Source organism: [Acidovorax] ebreus TPSY (genome assembly GCF_000022305.1).
GTDB classification, from domain to species: domain Bacteria; phylum Pseudomonadota; class Gammaproteobacteria; order Burkholderiales; family Burkholderiaceae_C; genus Diaphorobacter; species Diaphorobacter nitroreducens.
Map to the genome: position 1 here is coordinate 3,203,216 of NC_011992.1, position 14,860 is coordinate 3,218,075.

At 68.7% G+C, this 14,860-nt stretch carries 13 protein-coding genes; 4 read left to right on the top strand and 9 right to left on the bottom strand.

Features of this window, described 5'->3' with window-relative positions; genetic code table 11:
• The first annotated feature begins 111 nt into the window (after positions 1-111).
• The 4 genes from DTPSY_RS15045 (at position 112) to DTPSY_RS15060 (ending at position 5,040) form a co-directional block, all read left to right on the top strand.
• Positions 112-882, top strand: a complete 771-nt coding sequence (locus DTPSY_RS15045) for an endonuclease/exonuclease/phosphatase family protein (RefSeq protein ID WP_187148581.1) — start codon at positions 112-114, stop codon at positions 880-882.
• Entirely contained in the window at positions 882-2,093 is a 1,212-nt protein-coding gene (gene clsB / locus DTPSY_RS15050) for a cardiolipin synthase ClsB (RefSeq protein ID WP_015914285.1), read from the top strand. The genes DTPSY_RS15045 and clsB overlap by 1 nt, the downstream gene beginning before the upstream one ends.
• 13 nt (positions 2,094-2,106) lie before the next feature.
• The gene (locus DTPSY_RS15055) at positions 2,107-3,156 is read left to right on the top strand and encodes a lysylphosphatidylglycerol synthase transmembrane domain-containing protein (protein WP_015914286.1); all 1,050 of its coding nucleotides are present in this window, start codon (positions 2,107-2,109) and stop codon (positions 3,154-3,156) included.
• Between the two features lie 102 nt (positions 3,157-3,258).
• Complete coding sequence (locus DTPSY_RS15060) at positions 3,259-5,040, top strand: NAD(P)/FAD-dependent oxidoreductase (protein WP_015914287.1); 1,782 nt, start codon at positions 3,259-3,261, stop codon at positions 5,038-5,040.
• Between the two features lie 193 nt (positions 5,041-5,233).
• Here the strand turns inward: DTPSY_RS15060 and DTPSY_RS15065 are convergent, their stop codons facing one another.
• The 9 genes from DTPSY_RS15065 to DTPSY_RS15105 form a co-directional block, all read right to left on the bottom strand.
• The gene (locus DTPSY_RS15065) at positions 5,234-6,166 is read right to left on the bottom strand and encodes an electron transfer flavoprotein subunit alpha/FixB family protein (protein ID WP_015914288.1); all 933 of its coding nucleotides are present in this window, start codon (positions 6,164-6,166) and stop codon (positions 5,234-5,236) included.
• A 21-nt stretch (positions 6,167-6,187) separates the two neighbouring features.
• The gene (locus tag DTPSY_RS15070) at positions 6,188-6,937 is read right to left on the bottom strand and encodes an electron transfer flavoprotein subunit beta/FixA family protein (protein WP_015914289.1); all 750 of its coding nucleotides are present in this window, start codon (positions 6,935-6,937) and stop codon (positions 6,188-6,190) included.
• A 21-nt stretch (positions 6,938-6,958) separates the two neighbouring features.
• Positions 6,959-7,933, bottom strand: a complete 975-nt coding sequence (locus DTPSY_RS15075) for an NAD(P)H-dependent flavin oxidoreductase (RefSeq protein WP_015914290.1) — start codon at positions 7,931-7,933, stop codon at positions 6,959-6,961.
• A gap of 11 nt (positions 7,934-7,944) precedes the next feature.
• Positions 7,945-8,940: a Bug family tripartite tricarboxylate transporter substrate binding protein gene (locus DTPSY_RS15080; protein ID WP_011806824.1), complete on the bottom strand. Its 996-nt coding sequence runs from the start codon at positions 8,938-8,940 to the stop codon at positions 7,945-7,947.
• A gap of 70 nt (positions 8,941-9,010) precedes the next feature.
• A complete protein-coding gene (locus tag DTPSY_RS15085) occupies positions 9,011-10,246 on the bottom strand; it encodes a CaiB/BaiF CoA transferase family protein (protein ID WP_015914291.1) in 1,236 nt (411 codons plus the stop codon).
• A gap of 35 nt (positions 10,247-10,281) precedes the next feature.
• Positions 10,282-11,112 (bottom strand): oxepin-CoA hydrolase, alternative type, encoded by an 831-nt coding sequence (locus tag DTPSY_RS15090; protein WP_049760613.1) that lies wholly within the window; start codon positions 11,110-11,112, stop codon positions 10,282-10,284.
• A 109-nt stretch (positions 11,113-11,221) separates the two neighbouring features.
• A complete protein-coding gene (locus tag DTPSY_RS15095; RefSeq protein ID WP_015914293.1) occupies positions 11,222-12,352 on the bottom strand; it encodes an acyl-CoA dehydrogenase family protein in 1,131 nt (376 codons plus the stop codon).
• A 25-nt stretch (positions 12,353-12,377) separates the two neighbouring features.
• Positions 12,378-13,589, bottom strand: a complete 1,212-nt coding sequence (locus DTPSY_RS15100; RefSeq protein WP_015914294.1) for an acyl-CoA dehydrogenase family protein — start codon at positions 13,587-13,589, stop codon at positions 12,378-12,380.
• 10 nt (positions 13,590-13,599) lie between these two features.
• Positions 13,600-14,799 carry an acetyl-CoA C-acyltransferase gene (locus DTPSY_RS15105; RefSeq protein WP_011806829.1) on the bottom strand — a complete coding sequence of 400 codons (1,200 nt, stop codon included), beginning with the start codon at positions 14,797-14,799 and terminating at the stop codon, positions 13,600-13,602.
• Between the last annotated feature and the right edge of the window lie 61 nt (positions 14,800-14,860).

A 14,860-nucleotide genomic window follows, 5' to 3' on the forward strand; every position in this document is an offset into this window, starting at 1 on the left:
GGTCCACCGTCCTACAGCCGCGTGCCGGCGGCCAGGGAAACAATGCCCCATCGCCCTCCGCTGCCGCGCTGCGGTGCGCCCCCCGGCAGCGGGCCGGCATTGGATTTCCCCATGACTCAGAACCCGCCCTCTTCCTCCCCCGTCGCGTTCAAGGTGCTGACCGTGAACGTGCACAAGGGGTTCACGTCCTTCAACCGCCGCTTCATGTTGCACGAGTTGCGCGAGGCGGTGCGCCAGGTATCGGCCGACCTTGTGTTCCTGCAGGAGGTGCTGGGCACGCACCAGCGCCATGCGGGGCGCGTGACCAATTTCCCACAGGAGCCGCACTACGAGTTCCTGGCCGACTCCATCTGGACGCAGTACGCCTATGGCCGCAATGCGGTCTACACCGATGGCCACCACGGCAACGCGTTGCTATCCAAGTTCCCGATCGTGCACTACGAGAACCACGACATCTCGGTGAGCGGCCCGGAGCGCCGCGGCATGCTGCACTGCGTGCTGCAGCCGCCCCAGCATGCACGGCCGGTCCATGCCATCTGCGTACATCTGGGCCTGCAGGAGGCGCACCGCCAGCAGCAGTTGCGCCGCGTGTCCGCGCTGGTGCATTCGTTTCCCACGCAGGACCCGGTGATCGTCGCGGGTGACTTCAACGACTGGCGCGGCCGCGCGCACGACGTGCTGCAGCGCGAAGCCGGCCTGCATGAAGTGTTCGTGCAAGCCTGCGGGCGTGCCGTGCGCACCTTTCCCGCATCGCTGCCGCTGCTGCCGCTGGACCGCATCTATGTGCGCGGCACCTCGGTGCACACGCCGATGAGCCTGCCGCGCAGGCCCTGGAACCGCCTGTCGGACCATGCGCCGCTGGCCGCGGAGATCCTCCTGTGATGCGCCCGCGCCCGTCCTCGCGCTGGATACCCGGCAACCACTTTCGCCTGCTGGAGAACGGCGAGGAGTTCTTCCCGCGCGTGTTCGAGGCCATTGCCCAGGCGCAGCGTGAGGTGATGGTGGAGACCTTCATCCTGTTCGACGACCACATCGGCCAGGGGCTGCACGCGGCGCTGCTGCAGGCGGCGCGGCGCGGCGTGTCGGTGCACCTGCTGGTGGACGGCTTTGGCTCGCCCGACCTGCCTGATCATTTTGTCGACAGCCTGGTGCAGGCGGGCGTGCGTTTTCGTGTGTTCGACCCAGGGCGGCGCCTTTTCGGCCAGCGCCTGAACCTGCTGCGGCGCATGCACCGCAAGATCGTGGTGGTGGACGGCACGCTGGGCTTCATAGGCGGCATCAACTACTCGGCGGACCATGTGGCGGACTTCGGCCCGCAGGCCAAGCAAGACTATGCCGTCGAGGTGCATGGCCCCATCGTGGCGCACATGCACCGCTTCACCCGCACGGCGGTCCTGCCCCCGTCTGTCCAGCGCACCCAAGGACCGCCGCCGCAGCTGCCCGCAGCGGGCTCGGCCCACGCCATGTTCGTCACGCGCGACAACCACCGGCATACCAACGACATTGAGCGCCACTACCGTATCGCCCTGCGCGCCGCGCGCGAGCGCGTGGTGATCGCCAACGCGTATTTCTTCCCCGGCTACCGGCTGGTGCGCGAGCTACGCCGCGCGGCGCGGCGCGGGGTGGACGTGCGCCTGATCCTGCAGGGCGAACCCGACATGCCCATCGTGAAGACCGCGGCCGGCCTGCTGTACGACCACCTGCTGCGCGCGGGAGTGCACATTTACGAGTACTGCGAGCGCCCGCTGCACGGCAAGGTGGCGCTGGTGGACCGCGAGTGGTCCACCGTGGGCTCCAGCAACCTCGACCCCCTCAGCCTGTCGCTCAACCTGGAGGCGAACGTCGTCATCCGCGATGCCTCCTTCAATGCGCTGCTGTATCAGCGCCTGTCGCGCCTGATGCAGCGGCACTGCCGCCAGGTGGAGCCCGCTCCGCGCGGCGCCTGGGAGGCCCTGCGCCTGCTGCGCGGCTACTGCGTGTACCACCTCATGCGCTGGTTTCCCGCCTGGGCGGGCTGGCTGCCCCGACACGAGCCCGCCATCGCCGTCATGCAGGCCGAGCCGCCCGCTGACCAAACGGCGCGCGCGTCCTGAGGCAAGGCAGCCCATGCACGGCCCTGCCACTTCGCCTGTCCACACCGCGCGCCGCCGCCGCAGCGGATGGCGCCGGTTGCGGGGCTGGCGCTGGCTGGCCGGCGTGGCCATGGCAGCGGTGGCCGCTCTGGTGGTGTGGCTGCTGGTGCGCCAGGGCCTGCAGGTGGACTGGCCCAGCGTATGGCAGGCGCTGCGCGCGTTGCCTGTGCCCACGCTGGCCGCAGCCGCGGCCCTGGCCTGGGCCGGCCACCTGGTGTACGGGTGCTTCGACCTGTTCGGTCGCCACGTGGTACGCCACGGGCTGGGCGCCGCCCGGACCATGGGCGTCACGCTGATCGCCTACCCCTTCACGCTCAACCTGGGCTCGCTGATCGGCGGCGCTTCGGTGCGCTACCGGTTGTATTCGCGACAGGGCCTGGACGTGGGCCAGATCGCGCAGGTGATCAGCCTGTCCATCGCCACCAACTGGCTGGGCTACTGCGTGCTGGCCTGTGCGCTGTTCTGGGCCTGGACACCGCCGCTGCCCGAGGGTTGGCGCATGGGCAGCGGCCAGCTCCCTTGGTTGGGCACGGTGCTGGCCTGCGTGGCGCTGGGCTACCTGGCGCTGTGCGCGCGGCGAGGCGGGCACCGACCGCTGATGCTGCGCGGGCGACGCCTGCCGCTACCGACCTGGCGCGTGGCGCTGCTGCAGTTGGTGCTGTCGTGCACCCACTGGGCGTTAATGGCCGCGTCCGTGTGGGTGCTGGCGCGCCAGCAGGTGCCCTACGCCGCGGCGCTGGCCACGGTGCTGCTGGGCGCGGTGGCCGGGCTGGTCTCGCGCATCCCCGCCGGCCTGGGTGTGCTGGAGGCCGTGGGTACGGCCGTGCTGGCCGTGCACCTGCCCGTGAGCCAGGCGCTGGCCGTGGTGCTGGCCTTCCGCGCGGTGTACTACTTCGCACCGCTCGCGCCCGCGGCGCTGGCCCTGCTGGCGACCGAGCTGTGGTGGCGGCGGCATCAGCCGACCACCAGTTCTCAAGCAAAATCAGCCCCTAGCGCTTTTCAGACAAGCGCGAGCAGCTATTAATACAATAGCAATTTGAGTTCTCCTCACCGGTCATGACCGTGCGGCGCTCCCTTATGATCGCCCTCCTCTTTGGCACCGCCCGATAGTCACGGGCCGCACCCCATGATCCGCCTCTCCGAAATCAAGCTGCCGCTGGCAGCCCTGCCCGCCGGCGCCTACGACGCCGACACCCACCCCGACGCCCTGCTGCGCGCCCAGGCCGCACAGGTGCTGGGCGTGCCCGAGTCTGCCATCGCCGCCCTGCACGTGCACAAGCGCAGCTTCGACGCGCGCAAGGCCGACCTGATGGCGGTGTACATCCTGGACCTGCAGCTCGCGGACGCGTCCCAGGCCGGCGCCCTGCTGGCACGCCATACCGGCCACCCGCACATCCAGCCCACGCCCGACATGGCCTGGCACCCGGTGGGCTGCGCTGGCGATGCGCCCGCACAGCGCCCGGTGGTGGTGGGCTTCGGGCCCTGCGGCATCTTCGCGGCGCTGGTGCTGGCGCAGATGGGGTTCCGGCCCATCGTGCTGGAGCGCGGCAAGCCCGTGCGCGAGCGCACCAAAGACACCTGGGGCCTGTGGCGCAAGCGCGAACTGAACCCCGAGTCCAACGTGCAGTTCGGCGAAGGCGGCGCCGGCACCTTCAGTGACGGCAAGCTCTACAGCCAGATCAAGGACCCGCGCCACCTGGGCCGCAAGGTGATGGAGGAATTCGTCGCAGCGGGCGCCCCGCCCGAGATCCTGTACGTGGCCCACCCGCACATCGGCACCTTCAAGCTGGTGAAGGTGGTGGAGTCGCTGCGCGCACAGATCATCGCGCTGGGCGGCGAGGTGCGCTTCGAGCAGCGTGTGGACGACGTGATCATCGAAACCGACACCGCCGGCCGGCGCCACCTGCGCGGCCTGCGCGTGCGCGATCTGGCCAGCGGCGCAGTGCAGGAGCTGCGCGCCGATCACGTGGTCATGGCCCTGGGCCACAGCGCGCGCGACAGCTTCGCCATGCTGCACACGCACGGCGTGTCCATGGAGGCCAAGCCGTTCTCCGTGGGCGTGCGCATCGAGCATCCGCAGAGCGTGATCGACCGCGCGCGCTGGGGCAAGCATGCGGGCCACCCGCTGCTGGGCGCGGCCGACTACAAGCTGGTGCATCACGCCAGCCATGGGCGCACCGTGTACAGCTTCTGCATGTGCCCCGGCGGCACCGTGGTGGCCGCCACCAGCGAGCCCGGGCGCGTGGTCACCAACGGCATGAGCCAGTATTCGCGCGCCGAGCGCAACGCCAACGCCGGCATGGTGGTGGGTGTAGACCCGCAGGACTATCCGCGCGACCCCGCGGCCTTCGAGGCCGCGCTGGGCGCAGCCCACGGCGTGGACACGTTGCCCACCGGGCAGGTGCACCCGCTGGCCGGTATCGTTCTGCAGCGCCAGCTGGAGTCGAACGCCTACCGCCTGGGCGGCGGCAACTACAACGCCCCGGCGCAGCGCGTGGGCGATTTTCTGGCGCGCCGCGCATCCACCGCGCTGGGGGACGTGCAGCCCTCGTACAAGCCCGGCGTCACGCTGGTCGGCATGGACGACGCCCTGCCCGCCTTCGCCACCGAGGCCATGCGCGAGGCCCTGCCCGCCTTCGGCCGCAAGATCCGTGGCTACGACATGCACGACGCGGTGCTGACCGGCGTGGAAACGCGCACCTCGTCGCCGCTGCGCATCGGCCGCGGTGACGACTTCCAGAGCCTGAACACCGCCGGCCTGTACCCCGCCGGCGAGGGCGCGGGCTACGCGGGCGGCATCCTCTCGGCCGGCGTGGACGGCATCAAGGTCGGCGAAGCCGTGGCCTGTGCCATGCTGGGCCTGCCGCTGCCCTCCTCGGGCACGCGCGGCTCGGGCGGGGCGGCCTGAGCTTCGGCCCCCTGCCCTGTCCCAAGGCCGCGCACCGCGAGGCACCGAGACCATCGTCGGGTGCACGCGGTGACTCCGCATGCCTGCATGGCTCTCGACGAAGTCCCCAGCAGGGTTCTTGCGGGCGCGGGTGCTCCCGCCGGACGAACGAAAGCGCGGCTGCGCCGGGCGCCCTGCGCCGCGCCAAGGCAGGTCACAGGCGCGAGGCCATCTCCGGCACGGCCTGGAACAGATCGGCCTCCAGCCCATAGTCGGCCACCGCAAAGATCGGCGCCTCCGGGTCTTTGTTGATCGCCACGATCACCTTGCTGTCCTTCATCCCTGCAAGGTGCTGGATCGCCCCCGAGATCCCCGCCGCGATGTACAGCTGCGGTGCCACGATCTTGCCCGTTTGCCCCACCTGCAGGTCGTTCGGGGCGTAGCCCGCGTCCACCGCTGCGCGGCTGGCGCCAATGGCCGCGCCCAGCTTGTCCGCCAGCGGGGTCATGACTTCGTTGAACTTCTCGCTGCTGCCCAGCGCCCGGCCGCCCGAGACGATGATCTTGGCGGCGGTGAGCTCGGGCCGGTCGCTCTTGGTGACTTCACGTCCGGCAAAGCTGCTCTTGCCGGCGTCGGCCACGGCGGCGGTGGTTTCCACCGCGGCGCTGCCGCCCGTGGCGGGCGCCGCGTCAAAGCCGGTGCCGCGCACGGTGATGACCTTGACGCTGTCCGCGCTTTGCACGGTGGCGATGGCGTTGCCCGCGTAGATGGGGCGCTCGAAGGTGTCGGCGGAGATCACTTTGGTGATGTCGCTGATCTGCGCCACGTCCCGCTTGGCGGCCACACGCGGGGCGACGTTCTTGCCGCTGGCGGTGGCCGGGAACAGGATGTGGCTGTAGTTGCCGGCAATCTGCAGCACCTGGGCGGCCAGGTTCTCGGCCAGGCCGTCCTTCAGGCTGGCGCCGTCGGCGTGCAGGACTTTGGCGACGCCGGCGATTTGGGAGGCGGCCTGGGCGGCGGCCTGCGCGCCTTCACCGGCTACGAGCACGTGCACGTCGCCCCCGCAGGCGAGTGCGGCGGTGACGGTGTTCAGGGTGGCGGCCTTGAGGCTGGCGTTGTCGTGTTCTGCAATGACGAGTACGGTCATGTTGTTTCTCCTGTCCTGCCTTTAGATGACCTTGGCTTCGTTCTTGAGCTTGTCCACCAGCGTGGCGACGTCGGGCACTTTCACGCCAGCGCCGCGCTTCGGGGGCTCGGCCACCTTGAGGGTCTTGAGGCGCGGGGCCACGTCCACGCCGAGGTCTTCGGGTTTGACGGTGTCCAGCGGCTTTTTCTTGGCCTTCATGATGTTGGGCAGCGTGACGTAGCGCGGCTCGTTCAGGCGCAGGTCGGTGGTGATGACGGCCGGGGTGGTCAGTTGCAGGGTTTCCAGGCCGCCGTCGACTTCGCGTGTGACGCTGACCTTGTCGCCGGCCACTTCGACCTTGCTGGCGAAGGTGGCCTGGGGCAGGTCGGCCAGGGCCGCCAGCATCTGGCCGGTCTGGTTGGCGTCGTCGTCGATGGCTTGCTTGCCCAGGATGATCAGGCCCGGTTGCTCTTTGTCCACCAGGGCCTTGAGCAGCTTGGCCACGGCCAGGGGTTGCAGCTCGGCATCGGTTTCCACCAGAATGCCGCGGTCGGCGCCAATGGCCATCGCCGTGCGCAGCGTTTCCTGGCATTGCGCCACGCCGCAGCTCACCGCGATCACTTCCGTGGCCACGCCTTTTTCTTTGAGCCGCACCGCCTCTTCCACGGCGATTTCGTCAAAGGGGTTCATGCTCATCTTCACGTTCGCGATGTCTACGCCCGTGCCGTCCGACTTCACCCGGACCTTCACGTTGTAGTCCACCACGCGCTTGACGGGGACGAGGATTTTCATAACAAGTCTCTTTCTGCTGGGTTATCGGAGCATGCCCGCCAGGCGCTGGGAGATCAGCGCTTCGGCCTGGGACATGATGGAGTCGATGAGCTGCTGCACGGTGGGCACGTCATGGATCAGCCCGGCAACCATGCCGCAGGACCACACGCCGGCCTGCATGTCGCCCTGCTGCATGATGCGCGGGTAGACACCGGCCACCTCTGGCGCAATGTCCGCGAAGGTGATGGCGGCGCCCAGTGCGCGCTCCTTGTCCAGCACGCGCTCGGTGGCGCTGTTGGTGAGCACGCGCTCGGTATTGCGCAGCGGGCGCATGATGAGCCGCGTATCCAGTTCGGAGGCCGCAACGATCGCCTGCTTGACGTTCTCGTGCACCGGCGCTTCCTGGGTGGCGATGAAACGCGTGCCCATGTTGATGCCCTCAGCGCCAAGCGCCAGCGCAGCCACCAGGCTGCGCCCATCGGCCATGCCGCCCGAGGCGACGAAGGGGATCTTGAGTTCTTCGGCCGCGCGCGGCAGCAGGATGAAGTTGGGAATGTCGTCCTCGCCCGGGTGGCCGCCGCATTCAAAGCCGTCCACGCTGATCGCGTCGCAGCCGATGGACTCGGCCTTGAGCGCGTGGCGCACCGAGGTGCACTTGTGGATGACCTTGATGCCGGCCTCCTTCAGCGCGGGCATCCACTTCTGCGGGTTGTTGCCTGCCGTCTCGACGATCTTCACGCCGCCCTCGATGATCGCCTTCACATAGCCCGGGTAGTCGGGTGGATTCACCGACGGCAGGAACGTGAGGTTCACGCCAAACGGTTTGTCGGTCATCGTGCGGCAGCGTGCGATCTCCTGCGCCAGCAACTCGGGCGTCTTCTGCGTCAGGCCGGTGATGATGCCCAGCCCGCCGGCATTGGAGACGGCTGCGGCCAGCTCGGCATACCCCACGTGGTGCATGCCGCCCTGGAGGATCGGGTGCTCTATGCCGAAGAGCTCGGTGATGCGGGTCTTCATGGCACGCTCGCTCAGTCGTTGGCGATGCCCTTGTCGCGGATCACCTGGCCCCAGCGGGTGTAGTCCTGCTGCACGCGCTGGCCCATCTGGGCGGGGTCCATGAAATGGGCAATGGCCCCGGCGCCCAGCAGGCGGTCCTGCACTTCCTTCTCGGCCAGGATCTGGCGCACCTCATGGGCCACGCGGTCCACGACGGCCTTGGGCGTGCCCGAGGGCGCCACCAGGCCGCCCCAGGACACGGCCTCGTAGCCCTTGAAGCCTTGCTCGGCAATGGTCTTCACATCGGGCACCACGCCCACGCGCTGGGGCGAGCCCACGGCGATGGCGCGCAGCTTGCCGGCCTGGATGTGCGGCAGTGCGGCGATGAGGTCCGAGTACATCACGGGCACCTGGCCGCCGATGGTGTCGGTGATGGCAGGGGCGCTGCCCTTGTAGGGCACGTGCTGCATGTCGAAGCCGCCCATCTGCTTGAGCAGTTCCATGCTCAGGTGGCCGAAGCTGCCCGTGCCCGAGCTGGTGTAGTTCATCGGCACCTTCTGCGCCTTGGCATGCTGGATGAGCGAGCCCAGGTCGGTCACGTTAGGCAGCTGCGTGGGGTTCACCACGACCACGATGGGCAGGTCGTACACCATGGCCACGGGGGTGAAGTCCTTCACCGTGTCGTAGCCCGCCTTCTTGTACAGATGCGGCGCCAGCAGCGTGGGGGTGGCCAGCATCATCAGCGTGTAGCCGTCGGCCGGACTCTTGGCGACCTGTGCGGCAGCGATCGAGCCGGAGGCACCCGCGCGGTTCTCCACCACCACGGGCTGCTTGAGGCGGTCGGCCAGCTTCTGGCCCACGATGCGCGAGGCCGTGTCGGTGGGTCCGCCCGCCGGGAACGGGACGATCAGCTTGACCATCTTGTCGGGCCAGGCGGCCTGCGCCATGGCTCCGCCGGCCACACTGGCGAGCAGGGGCGCGGCGGCCAGGGCCAGTGCGGTGCGGCGGGTGATTGCAGAAAATTTCATGACGTCTCCTAGAATAAAAAATGGTTCCAGCGCTTACCCATCAAGCGCTGGCAGCTATCTTTTAGATAGCTCACTGCGGCGGCAGCGTCAGCACGCCCTGCGCCTGCAAGGCCTGCAGCTGCTCATCGCTGAGCGCCAGCAGCCGGTGCAAGACCTCACGCGTGCCCTCTCCCAGCGTGGGCGGGGCATTGCGGATCGGCAGGCGCTGGCCGTCCAGCCGGTACGGCGGTGCGAACACCGGCGTGGTGCCCTCGACGGGGTGCGGCATGTCCTGCACCAGGCGGCCGCGGCGCGTGCGCTCGCTGGTCAGCGCTTCGTGCAGGCCTGCCACCTTGCCGCAGGGGATGCCGGCCGCGGTCAGGCGCTGCAGCAGCAGGTCGCGCGGTAAGGTGGCGATCAGCTCCTTGAGCATGGGACCCAGCTCCAGCCGGTGCTTGGCGCGGTTCACGTTGGTGGCAAAGCGCGGGTCCTCGACGATGTCGGGCCGCTCGATCACCTGGCGGCAGAACTTATCGAACTGCGCGTTGTTGCCCACCGCAATGATCAGCGGGCCGTCAGCGGACTCGTACATGCCGTACGGCACGATGGACGGGTGGGCGTTGCCGTAGCGCTCGGGGTCGTGGCCGAGCTTGAGCGCGTCCAGGCCGTAGTAGCCGGTGATGGTGAGGCCGCAGTCGTACAGCGCCATCTCGATCAGGCGCCCGCGCCCCGTTCTGCTGCGCTGGAACAGCGCCGCCAGCACGGCCTGGCCGGCGTACATGCCGGTCATCAGGTCCACCACGGCGACACCGAACTTCAGCGGCGGCGTGCCCGCCTCGCCGTTGAGCGCCATGAGGCCGGTCTCGCCCTGGATCACCAGGTCGTAGCCGGGGCGCTTGGCCTCGGGGCCGCTGGTGTCGTAGCCGGCCACGGCGCAGTAGATGAGGTCGGGCTTGAGGGCCTTGAGCTGCTCGTAGCCCAGGCCCAGCTTCTCGGCGCCGCCGGTCTTGAAGTTGTGGATCACCACGTCGCACTGCGGCAGCAGCTCGTGGACGATCTTCAGCCCCTCGGGGCTTTGCAGGTCGAGGGTGATGGACCGCTTGTTGCGGTTCATGCTGTTGTAGTAGGTGGTCTCGGTCTTGCCGATGCGCATGCCCCAGTCGCGGGTATCGTCGCCGCGGCCCGGGTGCTCCACCTTGATGACCTCGGCCCCCAGGTCCGCCAGTACCTGGCCGCACAGCGGCCCGGCGAACACGCGGGAAAGATCAAGCACCCTCACGCCGTCGAGCGGAAAGTCGATGTCGTGGGTCGGTGCGTTGGATGCCATGGGCTTGTCTCCTTGGATATCGGCCAATACGAAAATCAGTGCGCGCCGCGCAGTTTCGTGTAGTCGGGTGCGCGCTTTTCCAGAAAGGCCCCGATGCCCTCGCGCGATTCGGCGGTCTCCTGCGCGCGCACCATGCACTGCGCCTCCAGCTCCAGCTGCTGCTCCAGCGTGGTGCGCGGCGCGGCGCGGCACAGCTCCTTGATGCGGGCCATGGTCCACGCGGGGCCGCTGGCCACCTGCGCGGCCAGCGCCACCGCATCGGCCAGTGCCTGGCCGGGCTCGGACAGCCTGTTCACCGGGCCGAGCTGGTGCATGCGCTCGCCGCTGATGCGCTCACCCGTCAGGCACAGCTCGGTCAGCACCTGGCGCGAGACGAACTCGGCCAGGAAAGCCGTGGCGCCGCCATCGGGCGTGAGGCCCACCTTGACGTAGGCCACGGAGAACACCGCGTTCTTTGCCGCCACCAGCATGTCGCAGGCCAGCGCCAGCGACAGGCCGGCGCCCGCGGCCGCGCCCTCGACCGCGGCGATCACGGGCTTGGGGCAGTCGCGCACGGCGCGGATCAGGTCGTGCAGGCCTTCCAGCTTGGCGCGGCGCTCCGCGATGGGCAGCTCCCGGCGCTTGGCCAACTGGCGCAGATCGCCGCCTGCGCAGAAGTGCCCGCCCTCACCGGTCAGCACCACGGCGCCGATGGTGGGGTCTGCCACCGCGTCCACCAGGGCCTGGGTGACGGCGGCATAGAACGCGGGCGACAACGCATTGCGCGCCGCCACATTGTTGTGGGACAACACGAGCACCGCGCCTTCGCGGCGGGTGCGCAGGACGCCGTCTGGCGCGCCATCCAGGGTTTTGTCGGTCACGGGCATCTCCTATGCTATTTATTTTGTAGCTATCCGCGCTTGATGCGCAATGGCTCGTGGCTATTTTTATGCTTAACCCCCTCTTTCAGCAAAGAAGGGGTTCCAGAGACCCGCCTCAGGCCGCCAGGGCCATGAAGCGCTGCAGGTGGTGGTCCTCGTCGCCAAACTGGTGGTCGATCATCACCAGGCGCTTGGCGTAGTGCGCCAGCGGCAGTTCCCAGGTCATGCCGATGCCGCCGTGCAGCTGGATGCTCTCCTCGGCCACCTGCGTGCCCACGTAGCCCACGGTGTACTTGGCGGCGGACAGCGCCCGGTCGCGCGCGGCCCCCTGGGCGTTGTCGATGGCGTCGGCGGCGTTGATCACGGCCGAGCGCGCCTGCTCGACTTCCAGCAGCAGGTCGGCCATGCGGTGCTGCAGGGCCTGGAAGGTGCCGATGGCCACGCCGAACTGCTTGCGCGTGCGCAGGTATTCCAGCGTCTGGTCCTTGGCCACGTCCATCGCGCCCAGCGACTCGGCCGCCAGCGCCAGCAGCGCATAGCCCGCGATGTGCTGCAGCACGGCGTGGCCCTCGCCCTCGGCGCCCAGCAGCGCGTCGGCCGGCAGTTGCACATTGTTGAAGGTGAGTTCGGCCGCACGGCCGCCCTCGAAGCGGTTGTAGGCGCGCTTGGCGATGCCGGCCGCATTGCCATCGACCAGGAACAGGCTGATGCCCGCCTCGTCCAGCGGCCCGCAGGCCGTGCGTGCCGAGACCAGCAGCAGGTCGGCCTTTTCGCCGAAGGCGACCACGCCCTTGGCGCCGTTCAGCTCCCAGCCGCTGGCCGTGCGTGCGGCAGTGGTGGTCACGCGGTTCAGCTCGTAGTGGCCGCCGGGCTCGTCATGCGCCAGCGCGGCGATGGCGGTGCCGGCCACGAGGTCTTCCAGCCGCGCCTTCTGCGCGTCGCTGCCCGCGGCAATCAGCGCCTGGCCCACCACCAGCGCGCCCAGCAGGGGTTCGGCCACCAGGCCGCGGCCCAGGCTCTCGAACACCACGCTGATGTCAAAGCCCGCGCCGCCAAAGCCGCCTTCGGACTCGGGAAACAGCGCGCCGATGGCGCCCAGTTCGGCCAGCTGCGCATACAGCTGCGGGCTGTGGCCCTCGTCGCCATAGGCGATGCGGTTGCGCGCCTCGATGGCGTACTGCTCGGAGACGAAGCGGCCGAGCGTGTCCGCCAGCATGCGGCGGTCTTCGGTGTGTGCGAAGTTCATGTGCTTTTCTTCCCGCGCGATCAGGTCACAGGCCCAGGATCATCTTGGAGATGATGTTCTTCTGGATTTCGTTGGAGCCGCCGAAGATCGACAGCTTGCGGTAGTTGAAGTAGCTGGCCGCGGCGGTGGCGGCCTCGTCGATGCCGCCCACGGGCGCCTCGTTCCAGCCCTCGTACTGGGCCTCGTCGATGTAGGGCACGGCATACGGCCCCATGGCGCGGCGGATCAGCGACAGGATTTCCTGGCGGATCTCGGTGCCGCGGATCTTCAGCATGGAGCTTTCCGCACCGGGCACGCCGCCGCCGGCCACGGCGGCGATCACGCGCAGGTTGGTGGTCTTCATGTTTTCCAGGTCGATCTCCACGCGCGCCATGCGCGCGGCGAACAGCGGGTCCTGGCTCAAAGGCTTGCCGTTCTTGTGCACCTTGGCGGCGATGACCTTGAGCTTGGCCAGCGCCGAGATGCAAAAGCCCACGCCGGCGATGCCGGTGCGCTCATACGTCAGCAGGTACTTGGCGTAGGTCCAGCCCTTGTTCTCTTCGCCGACCAGGTTTTCCACGGGCACCTTCACATCGGTGAAGAACACCTCGTTGACTTCCTTGTCGCCGTCCAGCGTGCGGATGGGGCGCAGCTCCACGCCGGGCGCCGTCATGTCCACCAGCAGGAAGCTGATACCGGCCTGCGCCTTGGCTTCCTTGTTGGTGCGCACCAGGCAGAAGATCATGTTGGCGTGCTGGCCCTGGGTGGTCCAGGTCTTCTGCCCGTTGACGATGTAGTGGTCGCCTGTTTCGTCAGTGACTCGCACGGCCGTGGTCTTGACCGAGGCCAGATCCGAGCCCGCGCCAGGCTCCGAATAGCCCTGGCACCACCAGTCATCGCCCTTCAGGATGCGGGGCAGCCAGTACTTCTTTTGCTGCTCGTTGCCGTACTTGATCAGCACCGGGCCGAGCATGTTCACGCCAAACGGCACGATGCGCGGGCCGCCGGCCAGCGCGCATTCGGTGTCGAAGATGAACTTCTGCACCGCGCCCCAGCCGGGGCCGCCGTGCTCCTGGGGCCAATGGTTGGCCAGCCAGCCGCGCTCGTTGAGGATGGCGTGCCATTCCTCCTGGTCTTCCTTGGTCAGGCGCTGGCCGGCCTTGACCTTGGCGGCGATGCGCGCGGGCAGCTTGTCTTTCAGGAACGCACGCACTTCGTCGCGAAATGCCTGCTCCTCGGGGGTGAATTGCAGATCCATGGGAGTCTCTTCAGAAAATTTCAAACAGCCCGGCCGCGCCCTGGCCGCCGCCGATGCACATGGTCACCACGGCCCATTTCACGGACGGGTCCTTGGCCTTGCGGCGCTGGCCTTCCAGCAAGACGTGGCCGGCCAGCCGCGCGCCCGTCATACCGAACGGGTGGCCGATGGAAATCGCGCCGCCGTTGACGTTCAGCCGCTCCATGGGTATGCCGAGCTGGCGCTGGCAGTACAGGGCCTGAGAGGCAAAGGCCTCGTTCAGCTCCCACAGGGCGATGTCTTCGACCTTCAGGCCCGCACGCTCCAGCAGACGCGGCACGGCGAACACGGGGCCGATGCCCATCTCGTCGGGCTCGCAGCCCGCCACCGCAAATCCGCGGAAGGCGCCCAGGGCCTGCAAGCCGCGGCGCTCGGCCTCTTTGGCTTCCATCATCACGCAGGCGGCCGAGCCGTCGGACAGCTGCGAGGCATTGCCCGCGGTGACGAACTTGCCCGCGCCCTTCACGGGCTCCAGCTTGGCCAAGCCTTCGAGCGTGGTGCCGGGGCGGTTGCAGTTGTCCATGGTGGCGACCACCTCGCGGTAGGTCACCTCGCCGGTTTCCTTGTTCTTCTCGGCCATGGTGGTGGCGCAGGGCACGATCTCGTTGTCGAACACGCCGCTGGCCTGCGCGGCCGCCGTGCGCTGCTGGCTTTGCAGCGAAAACGCGTCCTGGTCCTCGCGCGTGATGCCATAGCGCTGGGCCACCACGTCGGCGGTGTCGATCATCTCCATGAACAGCGCGGGCTTGTGCTCCACCAACCAGGGGTCCAGGTGCGAGGCGCCGCTGCGGCCGGCGGGGTTCATGAGCGAGATACTCTCCACGCCGCCGGCGACCATGGCCGGCACGCCCTCCAGCACGATGCGGCCTGCGGCCACGGCGATCGCCTGCAGGCCCGAGGAGCAGAAGCGGTTGATCACCGTGCCGCCCACCGTCACCGGCAGGCCGGCGCGCAGCGCAGTCTGGCGGCCGATGTTGCGGCCGGTGGTGCCCTCGGGGTAGCCACAGCCCCAGACCAGGTCTTCGATCAGGCCGGGGTCGATGCCGGCGCGCTGCACGGCGGCCTGCACCGAGAAGGCCCCCAACTGGGCGCCCGGGGTTTGGTTGAATTCGCCGCGGTGCGACTTGGTGAGCGGCGTGCGGGCGGTGGAAACGATGACGGCTTCGCGCATGGCGGGTCTCCTGGGTGTCTCGGGATGCTGTGTTTTTGATAGCTGCTAGCGCTTGTTCAAC